Source organism: Ruminiclostridium cellobioparum subsp. termitidis CT1112, from assembly GCF_000350485.1.
Taxonomy (GTDB): domain Bacteria; phylum Bacillota; class Clostridia; order Acetivibrionales; family DSM-1351; genus Ruminiclostridium; species Ruminiclostridium termitidis.
In genome coordinates, this window is sequence record NZ_AORV01000072.1 from 92,728 (window position 1) to 111,934 (window position 19,207).

The 19,207-nt window shown below is 42.9% G+C and carries 14 protein-coding genes; 2 read left to right on the forward strand and 12 right to left on the reverse strand.

Going from position 1 to position 19,207, the window contains the following annotated elements:
* Positions 1-15: 15 nt before the first annotated feature.
* The 5 genes from CTER_RS25835 to CTER_RS25855 all read right to left on the reverse strand — a co-directional run bounded on the left by CTER_RS25835 (position 16) and on the right by CTER_RS25855 (position 6,733).
* The gene (locus CTER_RS25835) at positions 16-1,722 is read right to left on the reverse strand and encodes a glycoside hydrolase family 2 protein (protein ID WP_004630910.1); all 1,707 of its coding nucleotides are present in this window, start codon (positions 1,720-1,722) and stop codon (positions 16-18) included.
* A 25-nt stretch (positions 1,723-1,747) separates the two neighbouring features.
* Positions 1,748-3,028, reverse strand: coding sequence for a nickel-dependent putative hexonate epimerase (locus tag CTER_RS25840; protein ID WP_200859499.1), 1,281 nt, complete (start codon positions 3,026-3,028; stop codon positions 1,748-1,750).
* 76 nt (positions 3,029-3,104) lie between these two features.
* Positions 3,105-4,757, reverse strand: coding sequence for an extracellular solute-binding protein (locus CTER_RS25845; protein ID WP_004630792.1), 1,653 nt, complete (start codon positions 4,755-4,757; stop codon positions 3,105-3,107).
* Between the two features lie 58 nt (positions 4,758-4,815).
* Entirely contained in the window at positions 4,816-5,706 is an 891-nt protein-coding gene (locus tag CTER_RS25850; RefSeq protein WP_004630863.1) for a carbohydrate ABC transporter permease, read from the reverse strand.
* Between the two features lie 61 nt (positions 5,707-5,767).
* Positions 5,768-6,733, reverse strand: a complete 966-nt coding sequence (locus CTER_RS25855; RefSeq protein ID WP_004630900.1) for an ABC transporter permease — start codon at positions 6,731-6,733, stop codon at positions 5,768-5,770.
* 387 nt (positions 6,734-7,120) lie between these two features.
* Here CTER_RS25855 and CTER_RS25860 point away from each other — a divergent pair, with 387 nt between their 5' ends.
* Both CTER_RS25860 and CTER_RS25865 read left to right on the forward strand, forming a co-directional pair.
* Positions 7,121-8,914, forward strand: a complete 1,794-nt coding sequence (locus tag CTER_RS25860) for a cache domain-containing sensor histidine kinase (protein ID WP_004630908.1) — start codon at positions 7,121-7,123, stop codon at positions 8,912-8,914.
* A gap of 4 nt (positions 8,915-8,918) precedes the next feature.
* Positions 8,919-10,337, forward strand: a complete 1,419-nt coding sequence (locus CTER_RS25865) for a response regulator transcription factor (RefSeq protein WP_004630999.1) — start codon at positions 8,919-8,921, stop codon at positions 10,335-10,337.
* A gap of 100 nt (positions 10,338-10,437) precedes the next feature.
* On the opposite strand, the gene CTER_RS25870 is transcribed toward CTER_RS25865, so the two are convergent.
* From CTER_RS25870 to CTER_RS25900, 7 genes are read right to left on the reverse strand one after another with little or no spacing between them, the layout of a single operon-like run.
* Positions 10,438-11,181 (reverse strand): creatininase family protein, encoded by a 744-nt coding sequence (locus CTER_RS25870; RefSeq protein ID WP_004630993.1) that lies wholly within the window; start codon positions 11,179-11,181, stop codon positions 10,438-10,440.
* Positions 11,182-11,193: 12 nt separating this feature from the next.
* Complete coding sequence (locus CTER_RS25875) at positions 11,194-12,705, reverse strand: gluconokinase (RefSeq protein WP_004630979.1); 1,512 nt, start codon at positions 12,703-12,705, stop codon at positions 11,194-11,196.
* 24 nt (positions 12,706-12,729) lie between these two features.
* On the reverse strand, positions 12,730-13,500 hold the full coding sequence (locus tag CTER_RS25880) for a glucosamine-6-phosphate deaminase (RefSeq protein WP_004630971.1): 771 nt from the start codon (positions 13,498-13,500) through the stop codon (positions 12,730-12,732).
* Positions 13,501-13,514: 14 nt separating this feature from the next.
* A complete protein-coding gene (locus tag CTER_RS25885) occupies positions 13,515-14,333 on the reverse strand; it encodes an SDR family oxidoreductase (protein WP_004630784.1) in 819 nt (272 codons plus the stop codon).
* A gap of 18 nt (positions 14,334-14,351) precedes the next feature.
* A complete protein-coding gene (locus tag CTER_RS25890; RefSeq protein WP_004630856.1) occupies positions 14,352-15,293 on the reverse strand; it encodes a phosphoglycerate dehydrogenase in 942 nt (313 codons plus the stop codon).
* 6 nt (positions 15,294-15,299) lie between these two features.
* On the reverse strand, positions 15,300-17,903 hold the full coding sequence (locus CTER_RS25895) for an FAD-dependent oxidoreductase (protein ID WP_004630831.1): 2,604 nt from the start codon (positions 17,901-17,903) through the stop codon (positions 15,300-15,302).
* Positions 17,893-18,996, reverse strand: coding sequence for a Gfo/Idh/MocA family protein (locus CTER_RS25900; RefSeq protein ID WP_004630983.1), 1,104 nt, complete (start codon positions 18,994-18,996; stop codon positions 17,893-17,895). The genes CTER_RS25895 and CTER_RS25900 overlap by 11 nt, the downstream gene beginning before the upstream one ends.
* Positions 18,997-19,207 lie beyond the last annotated feature (211 nt).

Genomic DNA, 19,207 nt, shown 5'->3' on the forward strand with positions numbered 1-19,207 from the left:
GAATCACTCCCCAACTCATAATTTGCCGGACCATTTTTTAAAGGTCTCCTGCAAGCGGTAATAAGCCAGTTTGGGTCTTCTGAAATAGTCCGTCACACCTTTGTGGTTTATTCCCATAGGCCTGAAGCGGGCATAATTACCGCTCTCAAGTACCCACGGACTGACTCTGAAGTCGTTGAAGGTCCAGACAATCTGTCCCACAATATAATCCTTTGATATATACATGTCGGTCAGATCGTCAAGATAGTCCGCCTGTGACTCCTCGGACCACTTGGTTTTGGCAGCATATGAGTGGAAGCCGAACATTCCTTCCCAGCCTCCCGAAGTTATAAGCACCGGCTTATCAGGATACCTTGCTGCAATAGTATCCATAAGCCTGCTCCCTTCCTCGACAGACTGGCTTATATACCATCCCAGCCAATAGTTGACTCCTATAATGTCAAAAAACTCATAAGTTCTGTCCTCGGTGGGAATGTCCGAGGCGTGTACGGTAAATCTTGTAGAATCCAGTTCCTTTGCAAGCTTTATGTATTTCGGTACAAAATCTACAGCCGAATCCTCATAGGTTTTACACTCGATAAACAGGCTCCAGAACATTATGCAGGTCTCATTTTTATAGTACTTTATGGTTTCCTTCAATTGATTTACGGCCAGTTCCATCAGTTCAGGATTTGAAAACTGCTCCTTCCTGAAATTTACATTAGGTACTTCGGCTATTACCAGCATTCCCATCTCACTTGCAATTCCGTACTCCCTGATATGGTGTGGATAATGGCACAGCCTTAAAAAGTTGGCATTGCCCTGTTTGCACATCTCATAATCTTTTCTGAGGATATCGGGTGAAAAGGTCCTGCCCATAAGCGGATAGTCCTCATGCTTTGAGTATCCCCTGAGAAAGACAGGTTTGCCGTTCAGCTGTACTTTTCTGTCCTTGATTGAAAACTCACGGACACCTATTCTGTGTTTCCATATATCCGCTATTTCGCCGTCCTTCTTTTTCAATATCAGCTCAAAATCATACAAATACGGGTCCTCCGGAGACCATAGCTTTACATCGGGTATAAAAAGCTTCAGCAGTTCACCGTTGGTCAGGATATTGTGGGAAGAAACAAGTATGGGCTCTGCACCTTCCTTTTCCGATATTTTTATTTCCAAAGCAGCTCCCCGATCAGCAGAATAATTTCCTATATCAAGTTTGACTCCTATTTCGCCGCTGAGCTTTGTTGTTATTGTGACATCGTCCAGCCAGGTATCACCTGTGCCAACCAGTGATACCTCCCTGTATATTCCCCCGTAATTGAACCAATCCACGCCTTTGGGAGGTGAGGTCATATTGTCGATGGTACTGTCAACGCGTACCGCAATAAGATTTTCCCCGTTAACATTCAGATAATCCGTCACATCCAGTTCAAAGGGTGTGGAACCGCCTGTATGCCGGCCTGCTTTCCGCCCGTTGAGCCAAACCTCGCATCTGTAATTTACTCCCTGGAAAAATAACACCTGCCTTTTCCATTCAGGGTTCACCCGGTAATAAAAAGTCTTGTAGTACCAGGCTGTTCCGTCATAATAGAGCAATTCCTCCCTGAGCTCGTTCCAGCAGGAAGGTACCCAGATATTTTCGGTATTGTCTGGTACGTGATCAAACCATTTGTTTTCCATTCCTTCGTTGTCTTTATCGGTAATAAACTTCCAGTATGAGTCAAATGAAATATTCCCCAGCATCTTACCACCCTTTCAACAAATTGTATTATTTAAAAAATCTGCCTGTTTCAGCCCATAATCCAAGGGCCGGATTACTTATGTAGAAAATCTCCTCACCGTCCTCCAGGATATTAAAGCCCTCTATAAGGCGGTCAGGACGGTATTTATCACATGCTTCACTTAAAGGCATGTATTTATAATTGACCTGCTCGATTTCTTCCTTTGAAAGTTTTTCACAGGCATATACTATATGATACCTGTCATCCGAGGACCCATGGATCAAATGGGCTGCAACCGACAAATTGTTTTTTAAATCCTCACATTCCCGGCATAATTCCAGTATGCGTTCTCTTCCCGCATATCCGTATTTCCTGATGACGCGGTCGTTTTCATGGTATTCACCGAATTTTCGTACTCCCGGTGCTATTATTATTAACTCCCCACCGTCGGCCATGGCCATTTTCGTCCTATAAACAGCCTTATTCCCCAGCCAGGTGCTTTTAAATTCCTTTTCCTCCAGATACACAACCACTTTTTTCAGAGGTCTGTCAACAAAGCTGATATTCAGCTCCTGACTTAAAGCAACTGCTTCCTCAAAAATGCTTCTGCCCCGTCCTATGAACACCCCGTGCATCACCGTCCGTTCCTCCTCCTGGGAGGTCACTGTCAGAACGTATAAAAGAGGGATATTCTTCAGGTATTTATTTTCGGCATAGTCAAAGACCTTTCGTACCGGCGAGTAATCTCTTCCCATGATTTTTTCCATTCCATAAAATGCCCCAAGCATGTGGGTCTGATTGATCATGCTCTTTCCTCCGCAGCCCACAAATATGTTTTTGCTGTAATTGGCCATTCCCGCTACTTCATGGGGAACCACCTGTCCCACCGAAATTATAAGGTCATAACTTTTGTCAAGCAGGCGTTTATTCAGCTCAACATCTATAGAGTTGTCCACCAGCCCTTCCGAAATCTCCCTGACAAATTCACGGGGAACTTCACCGATTTTTTTGACATCTGTCTTCCAGTTATGATTTATAATGCAGTCCCCCGGAACGGAATCACCGAACATAGCGGCACATTCCTGACGACTCATGGGTTCATGGGTACCCAGAGCAGGCATAATATCAACCTGGCAGCTATCTTTCAGCAATGCGTAATACATAGCTGTTATTTTTCCCGCACCCGAATGGGATCTTGTAAAATCGGGCGGTATTATCAGTACCTTTTTATAGCTGCTGCAATTTCCAAGAGATTCTTTTATTGCTAAAAATAGTTCATTATCAGTTATCCCCGTCACTTCCGATTCCTTCAAAATAATTTCCTTCACAAACTCACCCCATCAATTATCACTCAGGGAGATGCGGTTAAACCGGATCTCCCTGAGTAACATACTGAATATATTCTTAGTTAATTCCTGCTTCCTTTGCTTTTGCATTTACTTCATCTATCATCCTGCTCAAGCCTTTTGCCTCGTATTCCTTTTTCACATTTTCCCACATTTGGCCTACAGGCTTGTTGCCCATCATTATGTTGAGCAAAAAGTCATGATCCATTATTGTAAACTTGTCTTTGGTAGGTGTTGAAACATATGTGAGTTGGGGCTGGTACTCAGGAATTTTAGTCTCTTTTCTCACAACTTCCATATCCTCTCTTCCTATTTCAACAACTCTCGGGTCCAGAGTGAAGTTATTCGGGTCATACTGGAACTGGTTGTCAAATTCGACCAATCCCTGTATTACCTCCAGGCTTGGCTGCTTCTTTTTTAGTTCATCAAGACTGATCAAAGTCTTGATCTTATCGCCTTCCTTTGCATAATCCACATCCTTGACGCCAAACCTGTAGGACTCCTTGGTTTCCGGTTTAAGGAAATAATCATACAGCATCAGTATTCTATCCAGCTTTTTGTCATCGATTTTGCCGCTGAAATAGCTTTCGGACCAGAATGTCCTGAATACTGCATGGTACTTGGTTCCATCGGTTGCAGGGAAGTATTTGACTCTCTTTACCGAATCCAGCATATGTGTATCAGGATACAGTTTCTTCCATCTCTCATTCATCTTTGTGCTTACATTGTCATATCCCACCTCAAGAAGAGCAGCCACTTTACCCGATGCAAACTTGTCATAGCCTTCCTGCCCTTTTACAAGTGCGATATCCTTGTCGATCAGGCCCTTTTCATACATATCTCTGGCATTTTCCAGGGAGGGAAGTGTATTTTTTGAAAATGCTGCCGGAATATACTTTCCGTCTTCCTTTATCCACTTGAAATCGCTTCCGCTTCCGTCGCTCATTGCTGCCGGATTGCTGTAAAGCCAGAAGAAACCGCCCAGTTGTTTAACATTTACAGCTGTCATACCGCCGATTTTTTTCTTTTCAGGATCTGCCTTTACAATGGCAGTCAGCATGCTTTTGAATTCCTCCCAGGTTTCAGGCTCTTTGGTTATACCTGCTTTTTGTGCCAGATCCCAACGGTACCAGACATTCCTGTCGTGAGCACAATAATCAAGGGAATCATAAAGACCACGGGGAACACAGTATAATTTGCCATCCTGTTTCAGAGCCTGGATATCTGGATTGCTCATGTATTTTTCCAGAGTCGGGTATTTTGAAAGATCCTCCGGCAGGGGCTTTACAACACCCTGCTGGGTCCAGTTCCTGTAATACTGGGTTCCTATGGCATCTATGGAGAATATGTCGGGGAGCTGACTGGATGCCGCCCACATCTGGATTTTTTGTGAATAGTCATCCCAGGTTATGTTTATGGGCTTTAAAGTTACATTTAAATCCTTTTGTACCTTTTGAATAAATTGATCCTTCTCTGCATTGGCAAGTGCCTGGTCTATATCCCAGAAGGCCACCGTCAATGTCATAGGCTCTTTAGGTATTGATCCGCTTTCTTCTTTTGAAGTATCCTGTTGCTGGGCATTACCTGCTGCAGTACTTGCCGAAGTATTTGTCTGCTTTGAACCTTCACTGCCGCTGCCGCATGCTGTCACCGCAGTCATCAGTACTGCCGCCGTTAACAAGACAGCCATCAGTTGTTTTACTTTTTTCATGTTATTCCTCCCTTATTTTGTTTAATTGATTATGTAATAAAGAAAAAAGCCATAAGCTTTATTCCTTTATCGACCCTATCATAATACCTTTTGCAAAGTGCTTCTGAAGGAATGGATAGATGCAGAGCATCGGAATTGCCGAAATTACAATAGTAGCCATCTGCGTGGTCTGAACAAAAATACTTCGTGATTGGTCAATAACCGCCTGTGCCGAAGAATTGAGCTGGGTATTGAAATTGATCAGCATTTCTCTCAAAAATATCTGTAACGGAGCCTTGGCCGTGTCACTGATGAATATGAGGGCATACCACCAGTCATTCCAGCGGTCCACCGCATAAAACAGGAGAAATGTAGCAATGAAAGGCTTGGATATGGGCAGTATTATTTTTATAAGTATCATCAGATCATTTGCCCCATCAATTTTGGCCGATTCTTCAATACTTTCGGGCAATGTATTAAAGTAGTTTTTCATTATGATAAGATAGGTGGTTGATACTCCTGTCGGTATTATCATTGCCCAAATACTGTTGACCAATCCCAGGGATTGAACTACCAGGTAATACGGTATCAAGCCTCCGTTGAAAAACATGGTAAAAAGTATGGCCCCCAGAAAGATATTCCTTCCCGGCATGCCCTTCTTTGACAGGGCGTAGGCTCCGGAAACTGAAAGCAGCATGTTAAAGCTGACTCCCACCACTGTAACAATAACCGAAATCAAAAACGACCGGTAAAAGCTTTCTTCCTTTATGAGGTTGACATATCCGGTCAGATCAAAGGCATACGGTAAAAGGTACAGACTGTGTTCCGCCAGGGAATTCATACTTGCAAAGGACACAATCACCACATTGTAAAAAGGGAAAATTGTGATAACTGCCAACACTCCCACAAACATAATTATCAATATATCACTTATACTGTGCGATTTTTTTATTTTAACGGTATTTTCCATGTATTTCATCCTTTCTTTCTGCTCCAGTTAAACTGGTTTTCAAGGTTATAAATCCAATATTCTAAAACAAACCCTGCTCGCCTGATTTTTTTACTATGGTATTTGCCGTATAAATCATTACAAGATTTACACTTGATTTCAACAGTCCAAGGGCCGTCATATAGCCGAAATCGGCTCCTGTAGTAAAGGTTGTACGGTAGATAAAAGTATCTATGGTGTCTGCAACGCTATATACCGGTGAGCTGTAAAGGTTTAAAATCTGGTCGAAGCTTCCTCCTATATTTAGCATGTTTCCCACATACAGAATCAGCATAATTGCCACGGTCGGCCTTATTCCAGGCCAGGTCACATTACAGATTTTCTGCCAGCGGTTTGCACCGTCAATATCCGCAGCCTCATACAGATCCGGGTTTATTCCCGCCAGGGCCGCCATGTAGATGATGGAATCCCAGCCCATCTCCTTCCAGATATGTGTGATATATATTACGGGTCTGAAGGTATCGGGATTGGATAAGAAGTTTACATTTTCCATTCCGAGATGAGTAATAATTTGATTGACTACTCCGTTCTGGCCCAAAATATTTGTGATTATTCCCGCCAATACCACCCAGGAAACAAAATGGGGAAAAGTCAGTGTTGTCTGGAAGAATCTTTTGGCCCTTTGTTTGGTAATCTCGTTCAGCAGTATTGCAAGTATTATGGGTATTGGGAAATGCAGGATCAGCTTGCCGAAGCTTATAATAAGAGTGTTTTTAACAGCAGAGATATATTGAAAATCCGACAGGATTTCTTTAAAATGTGCAAAGCCTATCCAGGGGCTCCCGATGATCCCCTTGCTGTAATTATAGGTTTTAAATGCAAGTGTGGTCCCATACATGGGTGCGTAGCAAAAAACTATATACCAGACCAATATGGGTATCAACATTATGTAAAAATATTTGTAATTCAGAATTGCTTTAAGAAGGGATTCCCTCTTTTTGGACTTAAGGTACTTTCTGTTTGCAGTAATAGCTGCTTTATCCAACATTACGTTCTCTCCTCGTTTATTTATTGTGTATGCAATTCCCAATGGTGTGAATAACATAACGCTTCGTTCCATGGTAAGAGTTTAGCAAATATCGCACTTCATTCAAATAAATAGGTTTTATGATAAAAATAGAATATTTTTAGAAGATAGGGATTTCAGGTGCACCGGATAACTTTTGACAAGCCGTACAAAAACCAAACCTAAAATTAATCCATACACAATATAAAAATTTTACATGTTCAATGTTTACTTTAGTATTAATAATATAATTAAGCATTGTATCCTGATAAGTTTACGCTAAAAAAGGAATGTAATATAATTGATTACATAAATCATTTTTTCGACATAATATGCACAAATAATACAAGTATTAAAAATGGGGGTTGTATGAATTTTTTCAAGAAATTCTCCATAACTACACAATTAGTTATTAACGGTCTGCTGACAATCTTGATTTTTGTATCTATGATCCTGCTGACTTATTCTCAGATCAACAATATTATTATAAAGAAAAACAGGAACTATACCATAGAAATCACCTCTAATATCAAACAAAATATGACTACATATTATGGTGAGATAAAAAGTATGATGAACAACCTGGCATACGATCCCATGATTCAAAATTACATAATGGAAGCTGATCCCTATGAGCTTTATCTGGCGAATAAAGACCTTACCACCATTTGCAACAATGCCATAACCGTAAAACAGGAAATAATAGATGTGGTACTGTTAAGTGATAACGGAAAGTACTTCAGCCTGAGAGGGAGGAGCGAAGTTGCCAAAAGTCTCAGAAATACGTCATTTGATGATGGGAAAGTCCACGTAACCAGTCTGCAGACACTGCAAACCCCCAGCTCTTATGACCCCATATTCATTCAGTTCGGAATGAATGTCTATTCTGCATCAAGCTCAAAAAATTACCGGCAGAAAATTGGTTATATAGCCGTACTGGTTGATATGAAGCCTATTTTTAAGGAAATAAACAAATTTTCCTCAAATACCGAAATCAAGTACTACCTTATTGATAAAGCCGGCGGAATCTATTCCGAAAATGACCCGTTAAACATCAGTGATAAACCTTATATATTCAAGGACGTTATCAATAATAAAAATAATATTGTAAACGGTAATAAGGTTACAGATATAAATGGCTCCAAAAATCTCGTGCTGGTATATGACATTCCGGAAATAGAATCAAAAATAATCAGCTTTGTTCCGGAAAAGGAATTGTTTTCAGAGGTATCCGAAGTCAGGAAAAAAGTCATCTTTTTTCTGGTTATTGCCAATGCCCTGCTTGCCGTCCTGTTTTTACTCATTATAAGGAATATCACACAGCCTGTTAAAAAGCTGGTAAACTTTATGAACAGTGTTAAATCAGGCAACATAAGGAACATGAAAAACAAGGTACAGCTGGAGGGCTACTCCGAAATACATGTCCTGTCCCATGAATTCAACGAAATGATGGGGGAAATATCAAATCTGACCCACAGACTGCTGGAGACAAGCTCCAAGCTTTATGAAGCCGAAATCGTAAAGGAAAAGGCCGAACTTGCCTTTCTCAGAAGCCAGATCAATCCCCATTTTCTTTATAATACCTTCGAGGTAATCAAAGGTATAGCTTCGGAAGAGAACAACGAGACAATCTATGAAATGACCAGAGCTTTGGCAATGATATTCAGATACAGTGTAAACGGGTCAAATGAAGTACTTCTGGATGAAGAAATCAAAATTATTCAAGCTTACGTGCAGATAAATAAAATACGTTTCAGTGAAAGAATTGACGTTTTTTATGAATTTTCCGGAGAAACCCTGAATGTCACCGTTTTGAAAATGATTCTTCAACCCATAGTTGAAAATGCCATATTTCACGGGCTGGAACCCAAAATGGTCAAGGGAAGGCTGTGGATCGGAAGCAGGATTTCCGAAGGAAAAGTTATTATATGGGTTAAAGATGACGGAATGGGTATTGATGCGGAACAGCTTCAAAAAATGCAGCTGCAGTTTAAAAATCCATCTGCCCTGGAACAGCCCGGGACAAGCAAAAAATCAGGAATCGGTCTGTGCAATGTAAATAACAGGATAAAACTCACGTATGGTAATGAGTACGGTCTTTCCATCAGCAGTATGCCGGATGCCGGTACTGAGGTTAACATTACTATCCCTTTAAGGAGGTAGCAAAATGTATAAGATATTTATAGTTGACGATGAGGAATATGTTATAAAAAGCCTTATAAAAAGTATTCAAAAAATACAGAGCGGTTTTGAAGTAGTGTATACCTCAAATAACAGTATAAATGCACATGATGCCATACTTAAGACAATGCCCGACCTGGTTTTTACGGATATCAGAATGCCGGGTATGAACGGTTTGGAATTGATAAAAAGCGTTAAAGAGGTGCTGCCCGGTACCATCTTTATTGTAATAAGCGGATATGCAGAATTTGTATATGCTCAAAAAGCAATGAACTATGGAGCTATCGGCTACTGCCTCAAACCTTTTGATGATTCTGAAATAACCGATTTACTGAAAAAGGCAAAAGGTATGCTGGACATGTCAAACTCCCAGCCGGAAGGACCCGACCTGATTTCTCTGATTGAAGAACCCAACGATAGAAGCGGTCCGGTTATCAACCAATACTTTGCAGATAATGGTATAGATATTTCAAAGAAAGTGGTAATAGCTGCTTCAATCGGCTACAAACAGCTGGCCTTTGAAAAGAATGTAAAGCATGTGCACATAAAAACCGGAAATGCAAAGCACCTATACTTTTTCCAATACATGGGAGAAGCCGATATCCGGCAGTTATTTTCAGAAAAATTGCATGACGGCATCAAAGGCATCGGCATCTCCGGTACATTTAATACTATCGGCGGTATAAAGAACAGTATTGAGGAAGCGACAAGTCTGGGATACCAGTACTTTATCACCGGAAAACACAGTCTGTATTTCAGGCCCCAAACAGACAATTCCCATATTGACGGCCTGCTGAGAAAGCTTGAAAAAAACATATCAAATCCCGATATTTTTGAAGTCAACAAGACTCTTACAGAGGTTAGGACTATTGTGGCCAACGGACGGCTTAATGTCAAACAGGCCATGAAAATATACAATTATTTTATCAGCCTCTCAAACAACCTGGACTGTGAATATTACGGAGAATATATCTACAGCATCGAAGAGCTGTGCACCTCCTTCAAAGATGTAAATGCTATGATAACGCAGCTGGAATCAATGCTGCTGGACGCTTCCAGTAAAAAACGGAGAGATATGAAGGACGAAATAAAAAATAAGTATTTTCTCAAAATACTTGATTATGTAAATTTAAATTTTCACAGTGAGATTTCAATACAAAGCCTGGGTAAGATCTTTTCAATCAACCCCAGTTACATCAGCCAGCTTTTCAGAAAAGAAGTATCCATGACCTTCACGGATTATATTACAAAATTGAGAGTTGAATATGCCTGCAGTTTACTTCATAGCACCAAATACACTATCGAGGATATTGCAAATAAATGCGGCTACTCCGATTACTTTTACTTCATAAGGGTTTTCAAAAAGGCAACCGGTGTGACACCGGGACAATTCCGGAAATCCTGAATATGGACCGGTATGGGCTGACACTGCATGCATATGCAATTCTTTAAACTAAAAAACAGAAGGCTGAATATAACGGCCTTCTGTCTTTTTTATCAGTTGATTAAAAGCTGCTGTAGCCCTGAGGATTTTTGTTCATATAAGCAAAAATTTTCCTGATATCCTCTGCCATCAATTTACGGCCAAGCTCAAGCAATTTTCCACCTTTCTCCGCCGTTGCCCTTGACGGCTGTCCCCAAACACCCGAGGGCGATGCACAGTATATGCTTCCGTAATTCAAATAATCCCTGGTCACCTCCGGTACAAAGTCCTGAATTAATTCGTCATGCACCAAATCGCAATGTAAGTACTGTACTATGGATGTTTCGAATTCATCGGCATGCAGGCCTGCACTGCTTGATATAACACCTGCATTTTTAAACTGCTCCAGATAATTTCCCGGGTCAATCCTGCATACCTGCAACTCCGGATTCCGCGTGGCATTCAGTTCACGGATTACAGGTGTTAACATAAATATACCACCATGGCCCTGGACAATTACTATTTTTTTAAAACCCTGTTCTTCAAGGCACATACATATCTCTATCATCATCCTGTAAAAGGTATCCGGGTTTATCCACACGGTTCCTTTATATCCCATGTGCTCTCTGCAGGTGCTTATAGGGACGGCAGGGATTTGAAAAGCATTCAGTTCCATTGAAATCCCGTTTGCATATGCTTCGGCAATTATAATATCGGTATTTACGGGAAGATGAGGGCCATGCTGTTCCAATGACGCCACAGGTATAACCGCAATATCTGGATTTATTGCATTTATCTGATCCTTTGTCATTTGATATGAGAGCATAATTTGACTCCTTTACCTGCTTCCATATATTTTTGCATACAGGTTTTTAAAATCCCCATATGCATCCATATACACCCTATTGTTTTCTGTTATGGGTCTGATAATTTTCTGAGGGTTCATACATTTCAGCGGCTGCTTCAGGCTGTTAACGGCACCGACTGCAGCCATTGCAACATAAGCCGCTCCAAAGGCGGCGGCTTCACTTACCCCTGCCACGGCGATTTCCTTGTTGAAAATATCGGCCTGTATCTGCAGCCAAACCTCTGAGTTGGCATAACCTCCGTTAGCCCTTATCTGCTTTACGTTTGAAGTTATCTGCGTAATTACTTCATAGACTGAAAACATCCTGAACATAATCCCCTCCATGGTAGCACGTATGAAGTGCCTTTTACCATGCATAAGCCGCAGGCCGTGGATGGTGCCGGCTGCCAATGCATTCCAGTTGGGGGACCTCTCCCCCGTCAGGAACGGAAGGAAGATCAAGCCCTGACATCCAGGTGCAATCTGTGAGGCATATCTGTCGAACAGCTTGTAAATACTGTCCATACCCTGATCCAGCATCTCTTTTTCATATTGGCTTTTATAGTCATCCCTGAGCCATTTTAAAACAATACCGCCATTGTTGATGGCACCGCCTGCAACCCAGGTATCTTTTGTAAAACAGTAACACCAGGTCCTTTGCTCCGAATCCAGTAGCGGTTTCTCCGAGGCAATCCTCAAGGCCCCGCTGGTACCTATGGTACTTGACATTGAGCTGTCGTCAAATACTCCGCAGCCCACATTTGCCAGCATTCCGTCCCCAGAAGCCACAACTACCGGTGTACCGGCATTTATTCCCATGAGCACGGCGTATTCCTCTTTGATGTTCCTCAGTACATGAGTGCACTCCACAGGTGTTCCAAAATATCCGGAATCAAGCCCCAATACATCTTTTAATACCGATTCATCCCATTCCATCCGGTGAATATTGAAATATCCCATGGAAGATGCATCGGTAATATCAATTACATACTCATTGAAAAGCCTGTGCACAATATACTGCTTTATTGTTATAAATTTTTTGACCTTTTTGAAAATTTCGGGCTGCGTATCTTTCAGCCATAAAATTTTGCTGATGGGATACATGGGGTGCTGAACCCTGCAGCCGGTGCGGTTGTATATTTCCCTGCAGTCAAAATTCTCCCTTATTTTTTCAGCATGCCTTATGGACCGGTTGTCTGCCCATGTAATCAGATTGGTAAGACAGTTTCCGGCTCCATCCACGGCTAAAAAGCTGAAAAGCTGGGTAGACAGACCAATGGCTGCAATGTCATTTTTATCTGCACCGGCCTCTGCTATGCATTCTTTAACTACCCGGAGCAATGAACCGAATATTTCATCGGGATCCAGTTCAGCCATTCCCTCTTCATGGCATTTCATCAGATATTCCTGATGATACAGGCTTTTCTGATTTCCGTCCATATCAAAAAGTGCCGCCCTTACACCCGAAGTTCCTATATCTACACCCATAAACAGATATCCCATACCTGCACCCTCCGTCCGGTCTTCTTAAATGATTTTTGCAGCACTGTCCATATCTGTATATAATGTTGCATTGTTATGGATCTTTAAGATTGAGGCAGGGCATTTTTCAGATATGTCACCGGTAACAGTATCAAATACCGCCTGGGCTTTGGTACTTCCCGGAACCATACAAAATATGCAGTCAGCCGCTGCAAGAGCAGGTATTGTAAGTGTCAGCGCATGAGTAGGAACCTTTTCCAGACTTTTGAAGCAGCCGTCGTTCACCTGCTGCCTCCTGCATTTTTCATCCAGTTCAACCACCTTTACCAGCTCGGGATCGTCGAAAAATGCCACATGAGGGTCGTTAAAGGCTATATGTCCGTTTTCGCCGATTCCCATACAAACAATATCAGTGGGAAATTGCTTCAGCAGCCCGGCATATCTTTTACATTCCTCATCAATATTGCTTACGTCGCCCTTAAGATAATTTACAGACTTAAACTGCTGCTTCTCAAACAGCCTGTCTCTGAGAAAATTTCCAAACCCCTGAGGTGCTTCTGGATCCAATCCGATATATTCATCCATATGGCAGGCGTTGATTCTGCCCCATTCTATTTCCTTATTGTGTGCCAGCGCATGTATAAATTCATTTTGTGAAGGTGCTGCCGCAAAAACTATGTTTATCTCGCTTTTTGTCTGCAGCAGTTGCTTTACTCTGGCTGTAAATTCTTTGGCAGCCTCCTCGCCAAGTGCTTTCCTTGTGTCATAAATATTTACTTTCAATTTATCCGCTTGAATTGTTTTTATAATTCCCATTGAAATATCCTCCCTTATACTCCTCCAAAACTTGAAAAACCGCCGTCCACAGGAACTGTGATCCCCGTCACAAAGGCTGAGGCCCTTGAAGACAGCCATATCAATGTTCCTACAAGATCACCGGGGTCTCCGAACTTACCCATTGGTGTATGCTGTATCACCTGCCGCCCTCTTGGAGTCAACTCTCCGCTTTGGGCATCAGTCATTAAAAATCTGTTCTGATCTGTCAGAAAGAAACCCGGAGCAATGGCGTTAACCCTGAGTTTATCCCCATACACCTGCGCCATATAGACAGCCAGCCATTGTGTAAAATTACTGACCGCCGCTTTTGCTGCCGCGTATCCCGGTGTACGTGTCAAAGGCCTGTAATAATTCATGGAGGAAATATTTATTATCACTCCTCCAGCTGCTTCAGCCATTACACGTCCGAATACCTGTGAGGGCAATACCGCTCCTGCCATTAAATTCAGGTCAACCACCTTTTGCAAGGCATCAGCTGAAAGATCAAAAAATGAGAGGGTGTCGGAAGTTGTTGCAGCCTTCATATTTCCTCCTACGGCATTTACAAGAATATCTATATGGCCGAACTCCTTCCCGATCCTGCCGCACACCTCCCTTATGGAATTTATGTCCATGGCATCCATCTGATAACCCTCTGCTTTTACATTATGCACCTGTACGGTACCAGCCACCTTTTTGGCCATTTCCTCCCTTAAATCACAAACTGCAATGCAGGCCCCTGCCGAAGCCAGTCCCTGTGCCATGTCGGTGCCCAAAATTCCACCACCGCCGAGAATTACGGCGTTCTTCCCCTTTAAGTCAAATAACTCCATTTTAACTTTATGCCTCCCCTATGATTCATTTTCCAGTATCCTGAGCAAATTGACGGCCGATGCCATAGCCATCTTCTCATTGGCTTCCTTTGTAAATGCTCCTATATGTGAAGTCAGTATGAAATTGTCCAGGGATAAAAGCCTGTGTTCCCCGGGCGGTTCCTTTGAAAAAACATCCTCTGCCGCGCCTGCAATAACCCCGTTGACCAGGGCATCATACAAATCATTTTCCTCCACCAGCTCTCCCCTGGAAGTATTTATAAGATATGCCGCCGACTTCATTTTCTCCAGAGCTTTCCGGTTGATCATATGCTTTGTTTCATCAGTCAGAGGCATATGCAGAGTAATAAAGTCGGAGTTTCGGAGTATTTCCTCAACTCCGGTTAACTCTATTCCATATCGAATAATATTTACGTCATTTGCATTCACAAACGGGTCATATGCTGAAATTTTCATGCCAAGGCCATCAGCCATTCTTGCGACCTCCCTGCCTATGCAGCCCAGCCCCAGTATCCCCAGAGTTTTACCGGTAATTTCAACACCTTTTTTTCTATCCCAGCCGCCTTTTCTGGTGCTGCCTGCCGAATAGGGAATATCTCTGGCAAGAGTAAACATCAAACCTATGGCCAGCTCTGCTACAGACGTGGCATTGGTTCCAGCAGCTCTTTCCACTGATATTTCAAGCTTCCTTGCGGCCTCCAGATCAATGTTGTCAAGCCCTGCACCATATTTTGACACCGCCCTGAGTTTATGTGAACTTTTTAAGACTTTTTCGGTTACAGGATCAATGCCTACAATAATCCCGTCAGCGCCGGCACATTTTTCAATCATCTGTTCTTCTGTAAATGCCATCCCGGTGTCATTGATTATTGTTTCAAAGCCCCGTTCCTTCAAAAGCCCACAAGCAGGTATACCCGACTCCTGAAACGACCTGGGCGTAATAAGTACTTTTTTCACCATCTTCACCTACTTTACAATGATTTTCTTATTGATCATTCTGATATTTTTGTTGGGACAGCGGTTAAAACACATTCCGCAGGCTACACATTCTTCACTGTTGATTTGGAGCCTGTCGGGTTCTCCGACACCGATTGCAAACTCACCGCAAATGGATTTACATAAGCCGCAGCCTTCACCGCAGCCGCAGTTCAGGCATTTTCCGGCCTCAGCTACGACTTCTTCTTCACTGAGTGTTTTTGTGTTGAGTTTGCTCTCATCCTTGAAATATCCGGTTCTTTTCAAGACATACTTTTTGGAAATCACGGGGTATTCAGGTTCAAACTCGAGCACCGCAGCCTCTTTTGCCAGAAATTTATCTATTGAGCATGCGGCACGTTTTCCATCTGCAATGGCAGAAATAACCGAATCAATCCCTCTGATATTTCCGCCTGCAAAAACTCCTTCAATATTTGTTAGATTGGATTCTTTACGGCAAATCAGTGTTATATTTTCATCCAATTCCAGTTCAGCCGTACAATTGTCGTCATACCTCCTGTTACCGGTTAAAATAACTGTTTCACAGGGGATTTCATAGGAAGCAAATGCAGCCTTCTCCGTTTTTCTCCGACCGCTTTCATCAGGGCAGCACAATACCAGATTAGTCATATGTATTCCTGTTACTTTACCGTTCATAGTTTGAATAGCCTTTGGAGCCGAAAGATTCATAAGCCTTATGCCTTCCTCTTCGGCATGTTCAATATCCTCCTGTGTAGCCGGAATTTCATCTCTGGTACATTCATAAATGACATATACCTCTTCTGCACCCAGTCTTTTGGCTGTCCTGGCAGCATCCAGAGCAGTAAAATCATTTCCGGCGACAACCACTCTGCCCTTCAGCTTATGAAGCTTCCCTTCAAATACATTTTTCATGAAGGATATGGAGGATAAAGCACCGTCGGCATCACGGCCCGGAATATTTCCTTTTACTCCGGTTCCGGCTCCCATTCCAAAAAATATGGCTGCATAATGCTGCTTCTTAAGTGACTCCACGGTGTAATCCCTGCCCAACGCCTTTCCGGTCACAAAATCCACTCCAAGGTCTTTAAGCATTTCGATTTCAGCATCCAGAATTTCAGGGGCCATCTTAAATCCGGACGCACCATATCTTAACGTTCCGCCGGTATAGCTCTCCTTTTCAAACACAGTTACAGCATATCCTGCCGTAGCAAGATAATATGCACAGGACAGTCCGGCCGGCCCGGATCCTATAACCGCAATATTTTGATTTTTTTTATCCGCCGTTGGTTTTCCTGACACCCATCCGGTTTTTTTTCCATAATCCAGTACAAATCTTTTTATTTCGCGTATATGCACCGGCTGGCCCGTATCTCCCCGTGTACATGCCGCTTCGCATGGATGATCGCATATGTGGGCACATACCGATTGCAGGGGATTCTTACCCATTATCAGGTCGAAAGCCGCTCTGAAGTCTCTTTGTGCCACTTTTTGTATGTAAGCCTGTGCAGGTACATGAAGCGGACATGCTGCTTTACACGGTGCTGCCAGGTTGGGTTTTGATATTTGGGCATATCCGTCATACAGCGTCAGCTCAGGTGCACTTTTTACCTCGGGTACAATGAGATCGCGCATATCTCCCGCTGCTTTATATCCGTTTTGAAGCATGAATTTTTTCAATGCAGCTATTTGCCCCTCAATAAATCCAAACCCGCTTATGAGCGTTTCGGAACATATACCTACCAGATCTGCTCCCGACATGATCATCTCGGCAGCATCCTTATAGTTTCGTACTCCGCCGGCCTGCATGATTTTGCCTTCAGGTCCCAGGGCTTTCCTCATTTCATATGTGTCCCTTAAAGCAAGGGGCTTCAGCCAGGCTCCGGAATAGCAGGACATACTGATCTCCTCCTGCAGATGGTAAGCCGACTTTTTAGGGTCTTTCAGGTTGATGGGGGGAATTCCGAGACGGTTTGAGGTTCCTCCCACCGCATCTGCTCCGGCCTCATATGCCGCCCTGGCAATTTGTGCTATCCTGCCGCCTTCGGGAGTAAGCTTTACAAATACGGGTATTTTTATATTTTTTTTGATCTCTCCGACAACCTCCGCTACGACTTCGGCCTGCTGTCCCAAGCTGGCTCCGGTGCGTATGCCGCAGCCGTTGTCCCCGCCTGCCGAGAGCTCAACATTAAATGACATGTTGGGACAGCACATATTCAACTCAATAATATCAGCGCCTGCCTCTTCAAATTTCCGGGCCATGTTAACCCAGCCCTCAACACCCCTGTCACCTGCATATGTAATATTGGCCATCAATATCAGTTCTTTCAGCACCTTTTTTGCATCTTCTACCAGCTTTAAGCCTTCAAAGAATTTTAATCTTTTTTCTGCCGTAAAGCACAGTGCATTTCTGTCCTCGAATACCGCATATCTCGGCACCCTGTTTATATAAGGTTCAGGATCAATGGTAAGCTTGATGCTGGCTGCCGCCCATCCGGTCTCCTCAATGCGGAGAAGCTGTTTGACCGATTTGGTCGTCGGACCTGATGCCACATAAAACGGATTTTTAAAAGTAATTCCTCCGACTTCCACAGGTAAATACAAATCATTTTTCACAATAGCTACTTCCCCTCTGCTTGCTGATCAACTTAGGATTCACGATTTTTATTCCCTCTCTGGCCGATTTATATATCAAATTGACCACTTTCAATGCCTCAAGCCCGTCAATACCTCTCAAACCGGTTTTTGCATCTTGATTTTTCAGGCAGCATTCCATAAAGTGTCTAATTTCGCCTACATAACCCAGGTTGAACTTCTCGTCTACGGCGGGTTTTGACCAGCCGGTGGTTATTTCGGCCTTTTCAACGGTATAGCTCAGCCCCGGCATGGAGTAACAGCTTATGGCCGATGAGAAGGTCAGGTCAATATGCATGCACCCCTCGGTACCATATATATCTATAACATCCTCCATACCGCCCGTTGTAACATAATTTGCCTCCAGAAGCGCCGATGTTCCGTCTTCGAATTTGATCATACAGGCCGACCAGTCTTCCCCTTCCATCTGTTTATGAACCAGGTTAGTTTCTGCTCCTCCTGAAGTCATTGCAACCAGCTCGGTCCAGCTTCCCTCCTTTAAGGCAAGCATGAAGCCAACCGGATGTATCCCCAGATGAACCATACAACCGCCGCCGCAATACTTAAGCGTTTGAGCAAACGGCGAATGCGAACCGCAATGGCATTCCCTCGCCCTTATGTACAGCGGCTTTCCTATACCGCCTTCCTTAATTACAGCCAATGCCTTGTTCATAGCTGGTGCAAACAGCCAATCCTCGGCATAGAACAGCTTTTTCCCTGCTTTTTCAGCTGCTTCCACCATTCGGGCAGCCTCTTCCACCGTTGTGGAAAGCGGCTTTTCAGATATTACATGCAACCCCTTTTTAAAGGCTGCAACAGCTGCATCACAGTGCAGAAAATTGGGCATACAAATATCTGCAATATCGCAATCCGCCTCTGCTATGGCCTTTTCATAATTGTCATACACCTTGTAATTCCGAAGACCGTACCTCTCGGCAAGAGCTTCCACCCTTGATACATCCTTGTCACAGATGGCTGTTACCTCGGCAATATCAGTGCATCTTGCATAGCCGTCCATGTGCAGGTCGGCACTGAAGGCAGCACCAATCAGCAATACCCTGACTTTTTTATTCATTATTACTTGTCCCTCCAATATAATCTCCGTTAAAGGTATTAATTAAGTTAACATAAATCGGTGTACATTATATTCACATGCAGCAATGTAACCGGTGATTACATTGTAGTGGAAGGAGTATTCTTTTCACATGGATTCATTTTATATTTACTATGGATTTGTTTTATACCGGTAAAAATAACTGACCGGGTAATTATTGAAATAAAATTTT

Coding starts and splice junctions, on each gene's coding strand:
- CTER_RS25835 (WP_004630910.1), bottom strand. CDS start 1,722: ATGCTGGGGAATATTTCATTTGACTCATACTGGAAGTTTATTACCGAT.
- CTER_RS25845 (WP_004630792.1), bottom strand. CDS start 4,757: ATGAAAAAAGTAAAACAACTGATGGCTGTCTTGTTAACGGCGGCAGTA.
- CTER_RS25850 (WP_004630863.1), bottom strand. CDS start 5,706: ATGGAAAATACCGTTAAAATAAAAAAATCGCACAGTATAAGTGATATA.
- CTER_RS25855 (WP_004630900.1), bottom strand. CDS start 6,733: ATGTTGGATAAAGCAGCTATTACTGCAAACAGAAAGTACCTTAAGTCC.
- CTER_RS25860 (WP_004630908.1), top strand. CDS start 7,121: ATGAATTTTTTCAAGAAATTCTCCATAACTACACAATTAGTTATTAAC.
- CTER_RS25865 (WP_004630999.1), top strand. CDS start 8,919: ATGTATAAGATATTTATAGTTGACGATGAGGAATATGTTATAAAAAGC.
- CTER_RS25870 (WP_004630993.1), bottom strand. CDS start 11,181: ATGCTCTCATATCAAATGACAAAGGATCAGATAAATGCAATAAATCCA.
- CTER_RS25875 (WP_004630979.1), bottom strand. CDS start 12,705: ATGGGATATCTGTTTATGGGTGTAGATATAGGAACTTCGGGTGTAAGG.
- CTER_RS25880 (WP_004630971.1), bottom strand. CDS start 13,500: ATGGGAATTATAAAAACAATTCAAGCGGATAAATTGAAAGTAAATATT.
- CTER_RS25885 (WP_004630784.1), bottom strand. CDS start 14,333: ATGGAGTTATTTGACTTAAAGGGGAAGAACGCCGTAATTCTCGGCGGT.
- CTER_RS25890 (WP_004630856.1), bottom strand. CDS start 15,293: ATGGTGAAAAAAGTACTTATTACGCCCAGGTCGTTTCAGGAGTCGGGT.
- CTER_RS25900 (WP_004630983.1), bottom strand. CDS start 18,996: ATGAATAAAAAAGTCAGGGTATTGCTGATTGGTGCTGCCTTCAGTGCC.